This window comes from Kribbella sp. NPDC020701, assembly GCF_055562215.1.
Genome location: NZ_JBVHFT010000012.1, coordinates 181,455 through 199,430 on the forward strand (window position 1 = coordinate 181,455; position 17,976 = coordinate 199,430).

A 17,976-nucleotide genomic window follows, 5' to 3' on the forward strand; every position below is an offset into this window, starting at 1 on the left:
GGGTCACGCGGGAGGAACAGATGGCTCTGGACACGGCGACGGCACAGCAGCAGGTGCTCGACGCGGCCGACGCGCTGTTCTACGAGCGCGGTGTGCAGGCGGTCGGGATGGACGCGATCCGTTCGGCGTCCGGGGTGTCGCTGAAGCGCCTGTACCAACTCTTCCCGTCCAAGGACAAGCTGATCGAGGCCTACCTCGACCGCCGCGAGATTCTCTGGCAGACGATGCTCGCCGACCACGTCGACGCGAAGACCGACCCGCGCGAGCGGATCCTGGCAGTGTTCGACTTCCTCTACACCTGGTCGAGCCAGCGCGACTACCGTGGCTGCGCGTTCATCAACGCGTTCGGCGAGCTCGGGTCCGTCTCGCCGAGGGTCGCCGAGATGGCGCTGCAGCACAAGGAAGGCTTCCGGCAGGCGCTGATCAAGCTCGCCGCGGAGGCCAACGCGACCGATCCCGACCGGTTGGCCGACCACCTCATCCTGCTCAGCGAAGGCGCGATCACCCGCGCCGCGATCTCCGGCTCCCCCGACCCCGCGATCCGCGCCCGCGAGGCCGCCGGGCTGCTGCTGGACGCCACCCTGCCGTCCTGACCTGACACCGGGGGTCGGCAGGATTGGCCCATGCGTGCGAGTGAGCTACTGCGGTCGATCGACGGTCTCTCGTACGGGCAACGGGCGCGGCTGCTCGGTGGCCGGGCGCAACAACTGACCGGGCTTCTCGACGAGTTGGGCCGGGGCGGCGCGTTCGAGCGGACGCTCGGTCTCCAGATCGCCGAGGCCGCGCGCGAGACGTCGTACGTCACCAGGATGCTGCGCGACCCCGAGCCGGCGGTCCAGAGCCGAGCACTGGCCGCCGTGTCCCGCGGTGTACCCGTGTCCGACGACGACCTCCGGATCCTGTACGACGACGCACCCGCGGCACTGCGGACCAAACTCGTCTCGCTGGTACGGCGGACGCGGCGCGAGCACCTCGCCACCCGCCTCATCGACGAGCACCGAGCCCGCTGGGGCGACGAAGCCGCGGACGGCCTGCTCGAAGCTCCGAGGAACTGCTCGACGTCCTCCCGCGTGCGACGCGGCACGAGCAGGCCAGGCGGATGCTCGACCTCCCGACCGTCGCGGAGGACACGCTCCACCGCTGGCGGGTGCTGGCTCAGCTGCCGTACGACGAGGCCTTCGCGGCACTCGAGTCCGAGGTACGACGACCGGACGCGGACTACCGGGCCGGTGTCTATCGCGCGGTGATTCGCGCGGCGGGGCGGTCACGGCGGAGCGACCAGCTGGCGAGTGCCCTGACCTGGGCGGCGGAGCGCGTTCGCAACGACCGCGACGGCGTCCGGGTGGCGGTGCTCGATGCGTTGACCGCCGTACCTCGGTCGCTGCTCGGTGACGAGCATGTCGATCAGCTGCAAGCTTTGCTCACCGACGCTCTGGAGGCGCGGGACACTTCGTGAGCGACCAGGCGGGCGCTCACCACGCTGGCCGAGCATGCCGTCGTACAAGGTGCCCTGGGCAACCGATCCGCGTTGCTGGACTGGGGTTTGCAGGCGCACGCGCGGCTGTCCGAGAACCGCGGCTCGCTCAGCCTGTACGGACTGATCGACGGTCTCCGCCGAGGCCGTGAGACCGAGGTGTACGACGTACTCCGGCCGTCCATCGAGGCTGCGGCCAAGCGCAACGAGTTCGGGCTGGCCTTCGCCGTGGCCGCCGCGTTTGGTCGCCGGGGCTGGTCCCTGACTCATCTGCACGAGCTGCTCGAGCAGGCTGTCTGGTCGAACCAGGAGAACACGGTTCAGCAGGCCTGCAGGTACTGGCTGGATCCGCCGCGGACGCGTCACGACCGGACTGCGGGGATCATCGACCGCGATGTCCGGCTGGCTCGTTGGCATCCGGTCTGGTGGGTGGTCACTGAGATCCACACCGACCTTCTCGACCCGGTGTTCGCCGCTGCGGACCAGATCCGCCGCTTCGACCGGAACAGCCCGGCCTGGGACGTGCCGGACTACGCCGTACGGGTTTGGCTCCCTCGCCAGCAGGCGCGGTATGCCGAGCTTCTCGTCGGTGCTGCCCGTGACGAACGGATGCCCGAGTGGTACCGGGCTTCGGCCGTCAAGGCGTTGGGACACATACCTGGGGCTGTTCTGCAACAGTTCCTCGATAGTGACGATGTCCTGCTTCAGGAGGCCGCGCTCGCCGGGCTGGCGTGGACCGATCGGCCGGACCTCGCTCTGCCGTTGCTGCTCGCGCACGCCGGTGACGATCGCGCGAGAGTCGCGATGTACGCCGCCTCCCGCGCGGCACGGTATGTCCGGCCGAGTCTGCTGCCTCGCCTGCTGCAGCCGCTGCTGACCGGGGACGGCGCCAAAGTGACCTCCCGGAAGGAGGCAGTCCGGCTACTCGGAGAGCTGCGCGCACCGGGCGCCGGCGCCATCCTGACCGAGGCCTGGCCGACTGCGCATCGGGATGTCCGGGCAACGATCGCCAGCACGGTGTCGCAGTACCTGCTGTACGACGCGGCCGCGTGGGCGGTGCTGGAGCAGGCCGTCCACGACTCGGCAGCGACGGCCATCGTCCTGACCGAGCGACGCGCGTACGCCGTGCCGACCGCCTACCGATCGCGGTATGCGGACCTGTTGATCGCGGTCACGACCCGGAGCGAGCCGGAAGTCGTCGGGCCGTCCCTGCTCGCACTGCGGCAGTGGGCCCGCTACAACCGCGCCGCGGCCCGCGTCTGCGGCGACTTCATCACCGATCTGACGAACCGAAGCGCCATCTGGTCCGACGCCGTCACCGCACTCGTCGGTATCGTGGCCACCAACCCGCCCGACGGCCTGGACGACCTGATCGACGTGGTCCGATCGCTGGTCCGCCTCGAGGACGATCCGCACCTGCCAAACGCCACCGCAGACCGCGACCACCCCGCCCGCCAACGCCTGACCCTCCTGGTACGCCGCCTGTCGACCCAACTGACCGGCCGATCGGAACAGACCCGCCAAGTCCTCAAGCCGATCCCTTCCGAGCTGACCGGCCCAGACTTCCTCCAGCTCCGCCTGGAACTCCTGATCACCGCTCTGCAGACCTCGCGCCTCGCAGCCGAACTGACCGAGTTGCGTCAGATTGTCGACAATCGCCCGCTCGCCGCCCTGACCGCCGCCGAGATCGTCCGCAACCGCCTCGCAGCAACCGAGCCGGCCTGGACTCCGCCAACCTTCCTGGCCGTCGCCACCCCACTGACCCAAGCCACCGACCTAACCTCCGGCCTCCTGGCCCACGCCCTCATCGCAGCCGCAGCCCCCCGCGCCGGCTGGCCCCGCGAATGGCGCCACCAACTACATGCCCTACGCAACCACCCACACCCGGACATCCGCCAACGCGCCCTCGACCTAACCACTGCTGCCGAGAGCTAGGACTTATTCCGGCTTGGGGTGTTCGGCGGCTTCGCGGGCTCGTTTGCGGCGTTTGCCTTCGTGCATGGCTATTACGCGGGCGATGGGGATGCCTCGGCCTTCCTCGAGGAGGTCTTCGGGGAGGGTTTGGGGTGCTGGGAGTTGGTCGGCCCAGCGGTCAGCATCGCCTAGTTGGTCGACTGCTGTGCGGACGGTGAAGTCGCGCGGCGTGACGCGGTCCAGGTCGTCCCACCCGACCGGGAACGACACCGGCGTACCAGGCCTGACACGCGGACTATAGGCGGCAACGACCGTCGCGCCACCGGAGCGCGTCGAGTCGACGAAGACCTTCCCGTGCCGGTCCTCCTTGATGTACGCCGTGGTCGCCACGTCCGGGTCGATCCGCTCAGCTCGGGCCGCGATCGCACGGGTCGCGGTCGCGGCGTCCTCCGTCGTCATCGAGTCGGCGATCGGAACGATGACGTGCACGCCCTTCGCGCCACTGGTCTTGACCGCACCCGTCAACCCGGCGTCGGTCAGCGCCTGCCGAACCAGGAACGCCGCCTGCACCGCCTTCGAGAACGTCTCGTCACCTTCAGGCGGGTCGAGGTCCAGCACGAGATGCGTGACGTGGTCCCAACGGTCGGCGCGCACCAGCGTCGGGTGGTACTCCACAGCACGCTGGTTCGCGAACCACAGCAACGTCCGCCGGTCGTCGCACAACGCGTACGACACCTCCCGCTTGGACGCCTCCGCCCACACCGGCACGGTCTTCACCCAGTCAGGCGTGTACTTGGGCACGTTCTTCTGCATGAACGCCGGCTGCCCCGGCCGAATCCGGATCACCGACAGCGGCCGGTTCCGCAACTCGAGCAGGATCCGCTCGTGCACCGCGTCCAGGTAGTCGACCAGATCCCGCTTGGTCGCGTCCGCCCCGTCGAACAGCGGCTGGTCCAGGTTGGTCAGGTCAACCCCGTCACGCGTCTCATCCGGCTTGCTCGCCATCCCCAGAGCTTAGGCCGTACAGGTTCACGAGACACGGCTCAGCAACCTGGCCAGGGCATCGAGAACCACTACGTCCTCTCCGGGTTCAAGCGTCTGCGGGTTGAGCGCGATCGAGTCGTCGGGTACGCGGAACGTGCCGACCGCGATCCGCGGATCCCCGTCCCACAACGCCTGTACGAGCGCATCCCTTGTCCATTTGCAGGTTGTCGACAATCGGACGATGGCACGCCCGTGCGGTTGGCCCGCCTCACTCGGATACCGGCGCTCGACCACCACGCCCGGCAACCCGCTGAGACCGACAATCCACCTGTCGACAATCTGCTCGTAGCCCGCGATGACGGCCTCCTCGTCCTGCTCGAGCGTCCACTCGACCGCGGCGAGCAACGCGAGGAGTTCTTCCTTGCCGACCTTCATCCCGCGCCCGATCTCCTGGTACGGCGACGCATGGGCCCGGCACCTGTCGACAATCCACTGCTTCCCCAGCACCAACCCACTGGCCTGCGGTCCACGCAGCCCCTTCCCGCCACTGAAGATCACCGCATCCGCCCCGACATCACGAGTAAATCGCCACAGCGAAGAAACCGGCGGAATCTGAGCAGCCGCATCAACAATCACCGGCACCCCCGCCGGCCCAGCGGAGGCCGGACTGTTGGCGGCCGGACTGTTGGCGGCCGAGCTGTTGGGGGCCTGTGGGTCGAGTTCGCGGGCGGCTCGGACGACGTCCTCGATCGGCAGTGCGCCGGTGGCCAGGTGGGCTCCGGCGAACCACAGTACGCACGCGGGACGTCGTACCAGCGCCTCCTGCAGCTCGGCCATCGACGGACCGATCTCCACGATGCGCGCACCCGTGATGCGGGCGGAGTAGTCGTACCCGTTGCGTTGGCCGGCGAACATCACCACCTCGGCGTCGGTCGGGAACGCCTGCGCCGGCTCGCCGATGCACGACGCGACGGTGAGGGTGATCGCCGCGGCGGCGCCGGACGTCACGCAGGCCGCCTCGTTGTGGGTGAGCTCGGCCAAGCGTTCGCCGACACGGTCGTGCAGTTCGGGAAGGTCGACGAAGTGCGCGGCCGCGTCGGCCATCGCCTTCAGCGCCGGCGGCGGCATCAGCGACCCACCGAGCACGGTCAACGTGGCGGATGCGTTGATGACAGAACGCACCCCGAACGGATTGGTCATACCGGACACCTCCGGGCTGCAGTGATCATGCCGAAAGCCTCCGGGGTGAGGTGGTCATGCCGAAAGCCTCCCGGGCTGGTGTGGTCCCGCCGAAAGCCTCCCGGGCTGGGGTGGTCCCGCCAAAGCCTCCCCGGCTGGGGTGGTCATGTGGTGATGAACCTCGAGAGGGGTGGGACGCCGGAGAGTTTGGCCAGCCAGGCGTCGAGGAAGTCGTTGTCCGTGACGTCGAGGTGGGTCAGCTGATAGACGTCCGCGGCCGGCAGGGCCTCGATCAGCGACGCACACCAATCGGGATCATCGACGGCGACCAACGCCCGGCCGGTGACCGCGGGCGCGTGCCGGGCGGGATCGAAGTACGCAATCGTATTGTCAACAATCTCCGGGGAGGAACCGGCGCGCAGGTAGTCGTTGAGCTCCTCGAGCGGGTAGTGACTGGACCTCAACCGCGCCTCCATCGCCCGGTAGAACAGCAACTCCGTCACCCGGACCGAGCTGAACCCAGGCCGCTGCGCCGCGGTCAGCACCGCCAGGTCGTCCCCACTCACGGCCACGCGCGCAGGATCCACCTCCGACAGGCTCATCAAGAACTCGGCCGCCCGCAAGCAGTCCGCCGCGATCCCGCGATAGATGTACGACGCCGGATCATCGATGCCCATCGTCAACAATCCCGGATACGCCGCCGAGAACCCTTCGTCGGCCAGCCGCTGACCACGGTGCATCAGGCCGAGTACGACGTACCGGCTGCGGTCGTTCGGATGAGGGACGTGGTTGACGCTCCCGTAGCGCGGCGTCTGCAGCAGCGCGGGAAACGGGCCGTCACCGGTGGGAATGCTGAGATGCCCGAACACCCGGTACGGCCCGGTGCTGGTGAGCCGGACGGTGTAGCTCGTCGCCTCGGCCGTGACCCGTTGCGGCACCAGGTCGAGCACGGGCCGACCAGGAATCGCGGCCAGCTCCTCGTCGACCGCCGCCCAGTAGTCAGCGAAGTTCATCGGCACCGTCCCGGCTTGAGGTGTTCGGCAAGGAAGTCCTCCACGATCCGCATCACTCCGGGCAGTCCGGCGTGATGTGCGCAGTTCGGGTACGTGTGCAACGTCTTCTCACACGTCAGCACCCGATGCAGCGCGAACCCGGTCTCCGGTGGACACACGTCGTCCTCGAGCCCGAGATACAGCAACGTCGGCGCCTGCACCTTCGGCGCGAAGTTGAGCCCGTCGTAGTACGCGACCGACTCCCGAACCCGGTCGGGCGGTTCGGGGCCGGTCGTGGTTCTTCGGTTCAGCGGATGGTGGAGGCCAGCTGTTGGTAGGTGGTGACGAGTTCGGACCAGCGGGACTCGGTGTTGGTGGATTCCTGGTGGGTGAGGTAGGCGGCGAGGTTCTCGGCGTGGATCTGCCAGCCGGCGCCGTAGTACTCGATCTTGTCGAGGGGCAGGCCGTGGATCTCGATGGTCAGGACGGTGTGCGGGCCGGCGGCGGTGAGTGTGGCTTCGATGGTTTGCTCGAAGGGTTGCGGGCCGTTGCCTCGTTGGGCGGACTCGTCCGACTCCCTAGTGGTGACCTGGAGTTGCCGCGGTGGTTCGCAGGTTTCGACGCGCCCGACGCTCTCCAGGTCGGCGGACTCGAGGTACACGGTGAAAGCCCCACCGGGGCGCAGGTCACCTTCGACCTTGCCGTACCACCGGGCCAGTCGCTCGGGGTCGGTGATCGACGACCACAGATCGTCGATGTCGGTGTCGTACCGGTCCTGGACGCGTACGACACCCGTACCGTCGGCCACTCCCAGGCGCCCCAGGACGCGACTGCCCGGACCCGCATTGCTCGTCATCTGTTACTCCCTCGCTTGCCTCTGGCGATCTCGGTGTGGAGGGCGTCCAGCCGCTGCTCCCAGAGACTGCGATAACGCCCCAGCCATTCGTCGAGCTCGGCGAACGGCTCGGACCGCAAGCTGTACACCCGCCGCTGCGCCTCCTGCCGACTCTCCACCAGCCCCGCCTCCCGCAACACCCGCAGATGCCGCGAAACCCCGGGCCGCGCAATCGGCAACAGCGCCGCCAACTCCCCCGCCGTGGCCGGCCCCGAAGCCAAGGCCTCTACCAAGGTCCGTCGCCCGTCATCAGCCAACGCCCGCAAAACAGCTTCCACCCCTCGAAGGTAACCACTGGTGTACGTAACCGTCAAGGTACATAAGCCGCAAACGGGGGCCTCGTCCGCGTGGTGGGGGCCTTGAACAGGGCATAACTTGTTCACGGCCCCGCCAAGACGTACGAGCCCCCGACTTCCGGACCATGCGGGCCAGGGCCAAGAGAACTGCCGCCACCGAAGGCGGGTGCTCAGCCGCCGGAGACGCCGATTTCTGCTTCGGCCAGGTCGGCGGTCAGGCCGTCGGTGTCGTCCAGCCAGCCTTGCGGGAGGACGATGTGGTCTCGGGGGCTGCCCTGGCGGCCTCGGGGGGCGCCGAGTTCGGCGACGGGGAAGGGGACGGTGGGGTCCAGTTGGGCCAGCAGTTCGTCGAGCTGGGCCAACGACTCGACCATGCCGAGGGCGGCGCGGAGTTCGCCGCCGGCTGGGAAACCCTTGAGGTACCAGGGGACGTGTTTGCGGAAGTCGCGGAGGCCGCGCGGCTCCCCCATCAGATCCGCCAGCAACTCCCCGTGGCGGCGCATGACGGTGGCTACCTCGCCGAGCGTCGGGAGGTTCAGGGTCTCACCGCCGGCGAAGGCGGCGGCCAGGTCGCGGAAGAGCCACGGGCGGCCGAGGCAGCCGCGGCCGACGATGACGCCGGCGCACCCTGTCTCGGCGACCATCCGGAGTGCGTCGCCGGCTTCCCAGATATCGCCGTTGCCGAGCACCGGGATGTCCACATGCTCCACGAGCGCGGCGATCGCGGACCAGTCCGCCTGACCCGAGTACGCCTGCGCCGCCGTACGCCCATGAAGCCCGATCGCCGCGGCGCCGGAGTCCGAAGCGATCCGGCCGGCGTCGAGATACGTCTGGTGATCCTGGTCGATCCCGATCCGCGTCTTCATCGTGACGGGTACGCCGTACGGCGTCGCCGAGTGCACCGCCGACCGCAGGATCGCGCCGAGCAGGTTGCGCTTCCACGGCAGGGCCGCGCCACCGCCCTTGCGCGTCACCTTCGGCACCGGGCACCCGAAGTTCAGATCGATATGTGCGACGCCGTACTCGTCGCAGAGAATCTGCACCGCACGCCCGATATACAGGGGATCCACGCCGTACAACTGCACCGAGCGGACCGTCTCACGCGAGTCGAACGTCAGCATGTCGAGCGACTTCTGGTCACCCTCGACGATCCCGCGCGACGTGATCATCTCGCACACGTACAGCCCGGCGCCCTGCTCGGCACACAGCCGCCGGTACGCCGCATTCGTGATACCGGCCATCGGCGCCAGCACCACGGGTGTGTCGATCGTGAGGTTGCCCAACTTCAGCATGCGACCGGGGTGGTGGGGTGGGGGAAGCATCTCAACCAGCCTTTGCCACCAGGACCTGGCCGTTGCCCGAAACCTGTGCCTTGTAAGGCTGTACGGCGTTCGCCGTCGTCGTCACGTCGCAGGCGATACCGGCGTCGGAATGCTTGACCACGGCAACATCATCCATCGTGCAGGTGACCTTCGCCGCGTCCGTCACCGTCCGCAGGACCGCATCGACCACCTTCGCCCGAACGATGGCGACCGATTCGGAGGTGAACTTGTACGACGCGCTGTACTGCTTCGCGTCGATCGTCAGCGTCCCGCCGTACGGCTTCCCGGCGTACGTGACCGTGCAAGTGAGCTCGTGCTTCCCGGGTGTCTCGGCGGTCTCGATGCCGGGGCACTTCACCGTCGTGGTGGCGGCCTTGCCGGCTGCGATCTGCGCCTGCTTGGCGATCGCGAACCGGATCCGGTCGGCCAGCGGCGCGTCGTTCTCCGGCGCGCCGGTCACCTTCGGCGTCGGCCACGGCTTCGACGGCGTCGGCAGTGGAGTCAAGGCGGGCGTCGAGGCGGTCGGGATCGGCGCACTCGAAGATGACGACGACCCGGTCGAAGGCGTGGAACCAGCCTCCGGCTTGCTGTCCGAGCAAGCAGACAGCAGGAACACCGCGAGTGCGGAGAGACCGAAAACGGCCAGCCCGAAGCGCAACCGCTGCCCCGACAGCACCATCGTCAGCAACCCACCAGGTGCTGGGCGAGGTAGCCGGTAACCTCGGTCAGCGCGACCCGCTCCTGCTTCATCGAGTCGCGCTCCCGGATCGTCACCGCCTGGTCGTCGAGGGTGTCGAAGTCGACGGTGATGCAGTACGGCGTACCGATCTCGTCCTGCCGACGGTACCGGCGGCCGATCGCGCCGGCGTCGTCGAAGTCGACGTTCCAGTTTTTCCGCAACTCGGTGGCCAGATCGCGAGCCTTCGGCGACAGGTCGGCGTTACGGGACAACGGCAGTACGGCGGCCTTGACCGGCGCGAGCCGCGGGTCGAAGCGCAGCACCGTCCGCTTGTCCACGCCGCCCTTGGCGTTCGGCGCCTCGTCCTCGGTGTAGGCGTCGAGCAGGAACGCGAGCACGTTGCGGGTCAGGCCGGCCGCCGGCTCGATCACGTACGGCGTCCAGCGCTCGCCCTTCTCCTGGTCGAAGTACGACAGGTCGGCGCCGGAGTGCTTGGAGTGCGTGGACAGGTCGAAGTCGGTCCGGTTCGCGATGCCCTCGAGCTCGTCGAACTCCTTGCCGCCGAAGTTGAACTTGTACTCGATGTCGACGGTGCGCTTCGAGTAGTGGCTCAGCTTCTCCTGCGGGTGCTCGTAGAAGCGCATGTTGTCCGGGTTCAGACCGAGGCCCGTGTACCAGTCCCAGCGAGTCTTCAGCCAGTACTCGTGCCACTCCTCGTCGCTGCCCGGCACGACGAAGAACTCCATCTCCATCTGCTCGAACTCGCGGGTCCGGAAGATGAAGTTGCCCGGGGTGATCTCGTTGCGGAAGCTCTTGCCGACCTGGGCGATGCCGAACGGCGGCTTCTTCCGGGCGGTCCCCATCACGTTCGCGAAGTTGATGAAGATGCCCTGCGCGGTCTCCGGGCGCAGATAGTGCAGGCCTTCCTCGGACTCGACCGGGCCGAGGTAGGTCTTCAGCAGGCCGTTGAACATCCGCGGCTCGGTGAAGGTGTTCTTGTTCCCGCAGTTCGGGCAGGCGATCTCGGCGAGTTTGACCTCGTCGGCGTCCTTGTTCTTCCGGCGGGCGTAGTCCTCGCGCAGGTGGTCGTCGCGGAACCGCTTGTGGCACGACTGGCACTCGGTCAGCGGGTCGACGAACTCGGACAGGTGGCCGGAGGCCTCCCAGACCTTGGTCGGCAGGATCACCGACGAGTCCAGGCCGACGATGTCGTCACGGCTTGTCACCATCGCCCGCCACCACTGGTTCCGGATGTTGTTCTTCAGCTCGACGCCGAGCGGCCCGTAGTCCCAGGCCGACTTGGTACCGCCGTAGATCTCGCCGCACGGGTAGACGAAGCCTCTCCGCTTACTGAGGCTGACGACGGCATCGACGGTTTCCACGGGCACTTTTAGACTCCAGAACAGGCAGTTGCAATACGGAAGGGTCCAGGCTATCGGTCCAGGGCGCTCGCCGCCGCATCAGTGCTACGGAAGCATCGCGGCGAGGTCTTCGTAGGCAGTCGGCTCGTCGATCGCCTGGGACAGCAGCGGCACGGCGGTCAGCTTCACGTCGTACGGCGACAACGCCCGACGGTAACTGCCGACGTTCTCCCACTCCAGGTTCAGCGCCAGCAACTCCGGGTCATCGACATTGCGCCCGACTTGCGCTGCGACGAACCCTTTCTGCTGCGCCAGGACGTCGACCGCGGCCTGCGCCCGGACGGCGAACTCCGCCTGCTCGGCCTCTGTCACCCGGAACCTGATCACCACGAACACGCGGCTCACCTTACGTGACGCACACGGACGCCGATCAGCACTTCCGCTCCGGCCGCCGCCGCCGCACAGTGGCGGTATGCCCGAGCCTGTGGTCGGCCGGACGTGGGAGCTCGCGGCCCTCGCCGGTCTGCTGGACGAGGTCGAGCGCGGACGTGGTCAGGGCGCGCTCCTGCTGGGTGACGCGGGCATCGGCAAGTCGACCACAGCGGCGTCCTTCGCGGACACGGCGCGCGACCGCGGTGTCCGAGTGGTGTGGGGGCGCTGCCCGGAGACCGAGACGATGCCGTACTGGCCGTGGCGGCAGGCATTCCGCGCTCTCGGCATCCCCACCGCTCTGCCGGCGGCCGCGGCGACCGGCCGCGTGGCCGTCTTCGCCGAAGTCGCCGACCAACTGGCGGCAGCCACCGCGCAACAACCGGCAGTGATCGTCCTCGAGGACGTTCACATCGCCGACGGGCCGACGCTGGCCCTGCTGCAGTTCGTGGTCGGCGTCCTGCCGGAGCTGAGCTGTCTGCTCCTGCTCAGTAGTCGCGACAACGCTGTGGACCTCACCGAGCCCGCTGCGGACGTACTGCGAGGCTTGCCGGTCTCCTTCGTCCGCCTTGCTCTGAGCGGATTGGACCGGGAGGCGACCGGCCAACTCGTCGAGCAGGTCCTCGGCAGCCGATCCGATGCCGGCTATGCCGACGCGGTGTACGCACGGACGGGCGGGAACCCGTTCTTCGTCCAGGAACTGACCCGGCTGCACGCGGCCCGCGGGACGGCGTCCCTGGAGACGCCGACCGGCGTGCGCCAGGTGCTCGAACGACGGCTGGCGCGCCTGAACCAGCACGCGTACGACGTCCTCGCGACGGCCTCGGTACTGGGTGAGGAGGCGGACATCCGCCTGATCGCCGCAGTCCGGGGCACGCCGACCGCGGACGTTCTCGCCCTGCTCGGTGAGGCTGTGGCGGCCCGGCTCGCCGAGGTCGACGGGGACCGGGTCCGGTTCGCGCATTCGCTCGTTCGTGAGGTCGTGTACTCCGGTCTCGGCGCGCTGCAACGGTCGAAACTGCACCTGCTGGCGGGACAGGCGCTCACCGGGCGCTGCTGCCCGACCGGGGTGCACAACGTGACGACCGGACTGCCACTGATCGACTCGTGTTGCCGCCCGGCGCTGGTCGAGGCGAACGCGGGCCAGGTCGCAGCGCACTACCGAGCCGCGATCGGTCATCCGGAGGCGGAGGAGCGTTCCCGGGAGTTCGCGCTGATCGCCGCGCGCGCCGCGATGCGCCGATCCGGATACGAACAGGCGGTGCGCTTCTACCGCTGGGCCGATGACACCGACCCCGCGGCGCGCCTCGAGCTCGGTGAGGCCCAGGTGTTGGCCGGGGCGCTGGCCGCCGGCCGGGACACGTTGCGCGCGGTGGCTCGGCAGGCCGTCGCGAGCGCGGATGCCGAGACCGTCGCGCGGGCCGTGCTGGCAATGGGTGGAGGACTCGGCGGGTTCGAGGTCGATCTGGCCGACACCGAGCAGATCCGGCTGCTGGAACAGGCGGCGCCGATGCTGGCGGATGGCGCGCTCAAGGCAGCTGCCTTCGCACGGCTCGCGCTCGGTCGCACCCGGACCGACCACGGCGACGGGCCGCGCGCGCTGGCGCAGGACGCGGTCGCGCTGGCGCGCGATGCGGGCGATCCACGCGCGGAGGTCGCGGCCCTGGCGGCCTGGTGCGATGTCTTCGCCGGACCCGACCAGGTCGCCGAACGCGTCGCGGCCGCCGAGCGGATGCTGGCGACGGCCGTCGCGACCGCCGACGTGGCGCTCGTCCTGCTGGCGCGCCGATCGCTGGTGGTGGCCCTTCTCGAACAGGGCCGGTTCGCCGATGCCGACGTACAAATAGCCGCGTTCGCACGAGCGGTGTCGCCGCTCCGGCTGCCGTTCTACAGCTGGCTGGTGCCGATCTGGCAGGGGATGCGGGCGCTGATGGCCGGTGCTCTCGACGACGCCTCTACCTGCATCGCGCGGGCCAGGGAACTCGCCGACGATGCCGACAGCGTCAACGCCGGACTGATGGTGTTCGCACTGCGGGCAGCGTATGCGCACGCGACTGGCACCGTCCCCCGCCTGCGCGAGTACATCGAGCAGGTGATGGCGCCGTACGCCGACCACCCGATGATCGACGGACCGGCCGCCTGCTATCTGGCCCGGGCCGGTGCCGTCGAACGAGCGCGTGGCATCGTTCGACGCCGCGTCCGCGGTGGCCTGGCGGCGATTCCGAAAGATGCCGAGTGGCTGGAGTCGGTCGCTCTGTTCGGCGAGGCGGGCCGCCTGCTCGGCGATGACGAAGCGGTGACCATCGCGTCCGAGGCACTGGCGCCGTACGCCGGGCTGTGGGTGATCGACGGCGTCGGCGGGGCGTGTCTGGGGCAGGTCGAGCTGTTCCTCGGCCGGTTCGCGGCGCGGCTCGGACGATCTGATGCGCGCAAGCTGCTCGAGACCGCGCTCGACGCACACCGTGCCGCCGGCGCCGAGACGCTGGTCGCCGAGACCGAGGAGGCGCTGGCCGAACTCGGCGCCGCCCGGGTCCGCAGGGTCGTGGACACCGGCGAACTGCGCCGCGACGGCGCTACCTGGGAAGTGAGCTGGCGCGGTGTCAGCGTGCACATCCCGGATTCCAAGGGCATCCGCGACATCGCGGTCCTGCTGGCGCAACCGAGTGTCCCGGTCAGTGTCCTGGATCTGTCCGGTCCTGGGCGGGTCGGCGGCGGCCTCGGCCCGGTGCTCGACGATCAGGCGCGCGCCGCGTATCGCGAGCGATTGCGTGGGCTGGAGGACGATCTCGCCGAGGCGGAGGCCGACCACGACCTGATCCGCGCCGAGAAGGCCCGGGCCGAACGGGACTTCCTGGCGCGCGAACTGGCGAGCGCGCTCGGACTCGGCGGCCGGGCCCGCACCGCCGGCGACCCGGTGGAGCGCAGCCGGAAGGCCGTCTCGATGCGCATCGGCACCGCGGTCAAGGCGATCGAACAGGTGCACCCGGCACTTGGGCGGCACTTGCGCGTATCGGTCCGGACCGGCCGCCAGTGCGTCTACGAGCCCGAGGACGAGGTCACCTGGCATTGCCAGACCACACCTGGCGCCTGAGTGGGTGAAAGCAAACCCACGAGAAAGGGCACTGCCATGACCACCATCGACACTGCACCTGCGGAAACCGTTCTCGGCCGCCTGTTCGGCGCGGCACTGGGTGCGGCCGAGCTGTTCACGATCTACCTCGGCGACGTGCACGGGCTGTACCGCGCGATCGGAGATGCCGGTCCACTCACGGCGACCGAGCTGTCCGACCAGACCGGCGTCGACCTGCGCTACCTGGTCGAATGGCTGCAGTCGCAGGCGATCAGCGGATTGCTCACCATCGACGGGACCGACGTGTGGAGCGACCGGTACGACCTGGCGCCGGGTGTTCGGGAGGCACTGCTGGAGCCGGCGAATCCGTTCTTCGCCGGCGGTCTCGCCGCGATCGCACCGGCTGTCGGCCGGGCGTTCCCAGTGCTGGTCGATGCCTTCAGGACCGGTTCGGGCGTGCCGTACGGCGCGTACGGCCCGGAGGCGGTCGAAGCCCAGGAGGCGCTGAACCGGCCGGCGTACGTCAACTCTCTGGTCGCCGAATGGGTGCCCGCCATCCCGGGCCTGCACGACCTGCTGACCCGAGGCGCACGGGTCGCGGACGTGGGCACCGGCGCCGGCTGGTCGGCGATCGAGCTGGCCAAGGCCTACCCGGCCGTGCGGGTGGACGGGTTCGACAACGACGAGGACTCGATCTCGCGAGCCCGTCGCAATGCGACCGAGCAGGGCGTCGCCGGCCAGGTGGACTTCGAGGTCCGCGACGGTACCGCGGTGTCCGCCAACGGCCCGTGCTACGACGTGGTGACGTTCTTCGAGTGCCTGCACGACCTCGCCCACCCGGTCGAGGCGCTGGCCGCCGCGCGGGACGGACTCGCGCCGGGCGGCTCGGTGATCGTCATGGACGAACGCGCCGACGACGCGCTGACCACGCCGGGCGACGAGGTGCAGCGCTTCCTGGCGGCGGCGAGCGTCATCTGGTGTACGCCGCAGGGCCGGGTCGAGGCCGACTCCGACGTCGTCGGCACGATGCTGCGGACCGGCCACCTGCGCCACCTCGCCGAGCACGCCGGGTTCTCGCGGGTCGACGTACTGCCGATCGAGCACCCGTTCTGGCGGTTCTACCAGCTCATCCCGTAAGGAGATGTCCGCGGAACTCATTGCACCTGGAACAATGGAGCAATGAGTTCCCAGGGCAGTCAGCCGGTGAGTCCGCTCCGGCAGCGGATCACGAAGTTCAGCTACCCGTACGTGGCGCGGCTGCACGGCATGCCGAAGCTCACCCTGCCCGGGATCACCCTGGTGCTCGCGCTGGCCGGCGTGTTCGCGCCCGTACCCGTCGCCATCCCCGCCCTGATCCTGCTGGCGTTGCTGCTGTCCTGGCTGGGCTTCCTGTCCTGGCCGGTCGTCACCACCGGACCCCGGCTGCTCCGGATCTTCTCGATCCTCGTCATCCTGTTGTTCGCAGTGTCCCGTATCGCAAACGGTTGATCACGAACGACCCAGGCTGTCGTACGCCGCGTCGACGGCGGCCGTCCGTAGCTCGGTGACCGGGACGTGGTCGATCATCACCGCACAGTCGGACAGGCCACCGATGGCCACCATGGCCCGGACCTGGTCGGACAGGGATGGGGACGCCCCGATCAGGAGCTCGGTCAGCTGCTGCCGCCACTCGATGAAGCGGACCGCGAGCTTGAGCTCCTGCAGCACGGACAGATCGCGGATCGCGAGCTGGATCAGAATCCGGTGCTTGTAGGCGAGATCGAAGTACGACCCGAGGAGCTCACGGGTCTCGACGGGCGCGGCTTCCTGCTGCTCGGCGGCGTACGCCTCGAAGTCCTCGATCATCGGCTGGACCAGGCTGTTCAGCAGGTCCTCGCGCGAAGCAAAGTGGTAGTAGAGCGCCGGCTTGGTCACGCCGAGGCGGTCGGCGATGTCGCGCAGGCTCGTCTGCTGCAGCCCTTGCTCGGTGAACAACTCGAGCGCGACCTGCTGGATCCGCGCCCGGGTGTCTCCGGTCCGTTGTCTCGGCATACCCGAAAGGTTAGCTGACCTTCCGGTAAGTAAGCCATTGACAACGTCGCGCCGGATTGCTTACCTTCCGTTAAGTAAGCGAATCGAAGGGGGTCGTCATGAAGGTCCTGATCTCGGGCGCGAGCGTGGCCGGTCCGGTGCTCGCCTACTGGTTGCACCGCTACGGTTTCGAGCCGACGATCGTCGAGCGCACGCCGGCGATGCGGCACGGTCTCGGCGGGCACGCCGTCGACCTGTTCGGCCCGGCCTCCGAGGTCGCGCGCCGGATGGGCCGCTGGGACGCGATCGAGGCGGCCCGGACCCGGATCGAGTCGATGACGATCGAGCGCTTCGGCAAGCGTCCGGTGCACATCGACCTGAGCCGCCTGTACGCCGGGATCGCCAGCAGCCACGTGGAGATCCTCCGCGGCGAGCTGACCACGATCCTGTACGACGCCACCCGCGACAGCACCGAGTACCTCTTCGGCGACTCGATCGCGAGCCTGAACGACGACGGTGCCGGTGTGGACGTGTCGTTCGAGTCCGGCGAGGAACGCCGGTTCGACCTGGTGATCGGTGCCGACGGCATGCATTCGAACGTCCGCCGGCTCGTCTTCGGCCCCGAGGAGTCGATGCGCCGGCCACTCGGCGGCTACCTCGCGGTGTACTCGATGCCGGCCGTCCTCGGTCTCGGCGACCGGATGCTCGGTCACCTGAGCGTCGACCGGCTGTGCGGCGCGTACGGCGTACACCAAACCGGCCAGGAGCGAGCGACCTTCCTGTTCCGGACGCCACACGAACTGCGCTACGACTACCGCGACAAGGATGAGCAGAAAGCCCTGCTGCGCAAGGAGTTCCGCGACTACGGCTGGAAGGTGCCACAGCTCCTCGAGCACCTGGACGCGGCCGATGATTTCTACTTCGACTCGATCTCGCAGATCACGCTCGACACCTGGCAGCGCGGCCGGATCGCACTCGTCGGCGACGCCGGCTTCTGCCCAGCTCCGGCTGTGGGTGGCGGCACCAGCCTGGCGGTGGTGACGGCGTACATCCTGGCCGGTGAACTCGCCGCGGCTCGCAGCGATCCGCCGTCCGGCCTGCGGAACTACGAGAGGGCGATACGCCGGCTGGTCGATCTGAGCCGGGGCATCGGACCGCAGGTGATGCGCTCGATCATCCCCAGTGGTCCCGGCGCAGTGCGGCTCATGCCGATCGCGGCTGCGGCCGTGCCGAAGCTGCCGATCCCGGTCCAGCGGTTCATCTGGTCGCAGAACGCCGCCGGCAAGGCGCTGACCTCAGTGCCACTCCCCGACTACTCAGACCTGACCAGAGCGCCCCGAGCGGTCTAGTCGATCCACTCCAGAGTCAGCG

The 17,976-nt window shown here is 68.9% G+C and carries 19 protein-coding genes; 7 read left to right on the top strand and 12 right to left on the bottom strand.

What is annotated here, in order from left to right; genetic code table 11:
• Window positions 1–20 precede the first annotated feature (20 nt).
• Complete coding sequence (locus tag ACZ3HV_RS27750) at window positions 21–593, top strand: TetR/AcrR family transcriptional regulator (protein WP_465688172.1); 573 nt, start codon at window positions 21–23, stop codon at window positions 591–593.
• Between the two features lie 45 nt (window positions 594–638).
• On the opposite strand, the gene ACZ3HV_RS27755 is transcribed toward ACZ3HV_RS27750, so the two are convergent.
• Window positions 639–998, bottom strand: a complete 360-nt coding sequence (locus ACZ3HV_RS27755; protein ID WP_465688174.1) for a hypothetical protein — start codon at window positions 996–998, stop codon at window positions 639–641.
• Window positions 999–1,099: 101 nt separating this feature from the next.
• On the opposite strand from ACZ3HV_RS27755, the gene ACZ3HV_RS27760 reads away from it, so the two are divergent.
• The gene (locus tag ACZ3HV_RS27760; RefSeq protein ID WP_465688176.1) at window positions 1,100–1,456 is read left to right on the top strand and encodes a hypothetical protein; all 357 of its coding nucleotides are present in this window, start codon (window positions 1,100–1,102) and stop codon (window positions 1,454–1,456) included.
• A 72-nt stretch (window positions 1,457–1,528) separates the two neighbouring features.
• Window positions 1,529–3,409, top strand: a complete 1,881-nt coding sequence (locus ACZ3HV_RS27765) for a hypothetical protein (RefSeq protein ID WP_465688178.1) — start codon at window positions 1,529–1,531, stop codon at window positions 3,407–3,409.
• Window positions 3,410–3,412: 3 nt separating this feature from the next.
• Here the strand turns inward: ACZ3HV_RS27765 and ligD are convergent, their stop codons facing one another.
• The 10 genes from ligD to ACZ3HV_RS27815 all read right to left on the bottom strand — a co-directional run bounded on the left by ligD (window position 3,413) and on the right by ACZ3HV_RS27815 (window position 11,492).
• Window positions 3,413–4,393 carry a non-homologous end-joining DNA ligase gene (gene ligD, locus ACZ3HV_RS27770; RefSeq protein ID WP_465688180.1) on the bottom strand — a complete coding sequence of 327 codons (981 nt, stop codon included), beginning with the start codon at window positions 4,391–4,393 and terminating at the stop codon, window positions 3,413–3,415.
• A gap of 24 nt (window positions 4,394–4,417) precedes the next feature.
• On the bottom strand, window positions 4,418–5,572 hold the full coding sequence (locus tag ACZ3HV_RS27775; RefSeq protein ID WP_465688182.1) for a hypothetical protein: 1,155 nt from the start codon (window positions 5,570–5,572) through the stop codon (window positions 4,418–4,420).
• Window positions 5,573–5,715: 143 nt separating this feature from the next.
• The gene (locus tag ACZ3HV_RS27780) at window positions 5,716–6,564 is read right to left on the bottom strand and encodes an acetylxylan esterase (RefSeq protein ID WP_465688184.1); all 849 of its coding nucleotides are present in this window, start codon (window positions 6,562–6,564) and stop codon (window positions 5,716–5,718) included.
• On the bottom strand, window positions 6,561–6,923 hold the full coding sequence (locus ACZ3HV_RS27785; protein ID WP_465688357.1) for an acetylxylan esterase: 363 nt from the start codon (window positions 6,921–6,923) through the stop codon (window positions 6,561–6,563). The genes ACZ3HV_RS27780 and ACZ3HV_RS27785 overlap by 4 nt, the downstream gene beginning before the upstream one ends.
• On the bottom strand, window positions 6,851–7,399 hold the full coding sequence (locus ACZ3HV_RS27790; protein ID WP_465688186.1) for an SRPBCC domain-containing protein: 549 nt from the start codon (window positions 7,397–7,399) through the stop codon (window positions 6,851–6,853). Before ACZ3HV_RS27790 ends, ACZ3HV_RS27785 begins: the two co-directional genes overlap by 73 nt.
• Entirely contained in the window at window positions 7,396–7,716 is a 321-nt protein-coding gene (locus ACZ3HV_RS27795) for an ArsR/SmtB family transcription factor (protein ID WP_360376654.1), read from the bottom strand. The genes ACZ3HV_RS27790 and ACZ3HV_RS27795 overlap by 4 nt, the downstream gene beginning before the upstream one ends.
• A gap of 188 nt (window positions 7,717–7,904) precedes the next feature.
• Entirely contained in the window at window positions 7,905–9,026 is a 1,122-nt protein-coding gene (gene dusB / locus ACZ3HV_RS27800; protein ID WP_465688188.1) for a tRNA dihydrouridine synthase DusB, read from the bottom strand.
• Between the two features lie 31 nt (window positions 9,027–9,057).
• Entirely contained in the window at window positions 9,058–9,735 is a 678-nt protein-coding gene (locus ACZ3HV_RS27805) for a hypothetical protein (RefSeq protein ID WP_465688190.1), read from the bottom strand.
• Window positions 9,736–9,737: 2 nt separating this feature from the next.
• A complete protein-coding gene (locus tag ACZ3HV_RS27810) occupies window positions 9,738–11,123 on the bottom strand; it encodes a glycine--tRNA ligase (RefSeq protein WP_360376648.1) in 1,386 nt (461 codons plus the stop codon).
• 78 nt (window positions 11,124–11,201) lie between these two features.
• Window positions 11,202–11,492, bottom strand: coding sequence for an antibiotic biosynthesis monooxygenase family protein (locus ACZ3HV_RS27815; RefSeq protein ID WP_465688192.1), 291 nt, complete (start codon window positions 11,490–11,492; stop codon window positions 11,202–11,204).
• 76 nt (window positions 11,493–11,568) lie between these two features.
• Here ACZ3HV_RS27815 and ACZ3HV_RS27820 point away from each other — a divergent pair, with 76 nt between their 5' ends.
• The 3 genes from ACZ3HV_RS27820 to ACZ3HV_RS27830 are packed head-to-tail and all read left to right on the top strand — an operon-like array spanning window position 11,569 to window position 16,083.
• A complete protein-coding gene (locus ACZ3HV_RS27820) occupies window positions 11,569–14,616 on the top strand; it encodes an ATP-binding protein (protein ID WP_465688194.1) in 3,048 nt (1,015 codons plus the stop codon).
• 36 nt (window positions 14,617–14,652) lie between these two features.
• Window positions 14,653–15,732, top strand: a complete 1,080-nt coding sequence (locus ACZ3HV_RS27825) for a class I SAM-dependent methyltransferase (protein ID WP_465688196.1) — start codon at window positions 14,653–14,655, stop codon at window positions 15,730–15,732.
• Between the two features lie 42 nt (window positions 15,733–15,774).
• Window positions 15,775–16,083 carry a DUF6703 family protein gene (locus tag ACZ3HV_RS27830; RefSeq protein WP_465688198.1) on the top strand — a complete coding sequence of 103 codons (309 nt, stop codon included), beginning with the start codon at window positions 15,775–15,777 and terminating at the stop codon, window positions 16,081–16,083.
• Here the strand turns inward: ACZ3HV_RS27830 and ACZ3HV_RS27835 are convergent, their stop codons facing one another.
• Entirely contained in the window at window positions 16,084–16,626 is a 543-nt protein-coding gene (locus ACZ3HV_RS27835) for a TetR/AcrR family transcriptional regulator (protein WP_465688200.1), read from the bottom strand.
• A 98-nt stretch (window positions 16,627–16,724) separates the two neighbouring features.
• Here ACZ3HV_RS27835 and ACZ3HV_RS27840 point away from each other — a divergent pair, with 98 nt between their 5' ends.
• Complete coding sequence (locus ACZ3HV_RS27840; protein ID WP_465688202.1) at window positions 16,725–17,954, top strand: FAD-dependent monooxygenase; 1,230 nt, start codon at window positions 16,725–16,727, stop codon at window positions 17,952–17,954.
• The last annotated feature ends 22 nt before the right edge of the window (window positions 17,955–17,976 follow it).

Excerpts from the sequence above, each read along its gene's own strand:
- ACZ3HV_RS27830 (WP_465688198.1), top strand. The coding sequence starts at position 15,775 with ATGAGTTCCCAGGGCAGTCAGCCGGTGAGTCCGCTCCGGCAGCGGATC.
- ACZ3HV_RS27805 (WP_465688190.1), bottom strand. The coding sequence starts at position 9,735 with ATGGTGCTGTCGGGGCAGCGGTTGCGCTTCGGGCTGGCCGTTTTCGGT.
- ACZ3HV_RS27760 (WP_465688176.1), top strand. The coding sequence starts at position 1,100 with ATGCTCGACCTCCCGACCGTCGCGGAGGACACGCTCCACCGCTGGCGG.
- dusB (WP_465688188.1), bottom strand. The coding sequence starts at position 9,026 with ATGCTGAAGTTGGGCAACCTCACGATCGACACACCCGTGGTGCTGGCG.
- ligD (WP_465688180.1), bottom strand. The coding sequence starts at position 4,393 with ATGGCGAGCAAGCCGGATGAGACGCGTGACGGGGTTGACCTGACCAAC.
- ACZ3HV_RS27840 (WP_465688202.1), top strand. The coding sequence starts at position 16,725 with ATGAAGGTCCTGATCTCGGGCGCGAGCGTGGCCGGTCCGGTGCTCGCC.
- ACZ3HV_RS27790 (WP_465688186.1), bottom strand. The coding sequence starts at position 7,399 with ATGACGAGCAATGCGGGTCCGGGCAGTCGCGTCCTGGGGCGCCTGGGA.
- ACZ3HV_RS27825 (WP_465688196.1), top strand. The coding sequence starts at position 14,653 with ATGACCACCATCGACACTGCACCTGCGGAAACCGTTCTCGGCCGCCTG.
- ACZ3HV_RS27775 (WP_465688182.1), bottom strand. The coding sequence starts at position 5,572 with ATGACCAATCCGTTCGGGGTGCGTTCTGTCATCAACGCATCCGCCACG.
- ACZ3HV_RS27820 (WP_465688194.1), top strand. The coding sequence starts at position 11,569 with ATGCCCGAGCCTGTGGTCGGCCGGACGTGGGAGCTCGCGGCCCTCGCC.
- ACZ3HV_RS27750 (WP_465688172.1), top strand. The coding sequence starts at position 21 with ATGGCTCTGGACACGGCGACGGCACAGCAGCAGGTGCTCGACGCGGCC.
- ACZ3HV_RS27835 (WP_465688200.1), bottom strand. The coding sequence starts at position 16,626 with ATGCCGAGACAACGGACCGGAGACACCCGGGCGCGGATCCAGCAGGTC.
- ACZ3HV_RS27780 (WP_465688184.1), bottom strand. The coding sequence starts at position 6,564 with ATGAACTTCGCTGACTACTGGGCGGCGGTCGACGAGGAGCTGGCCGCG.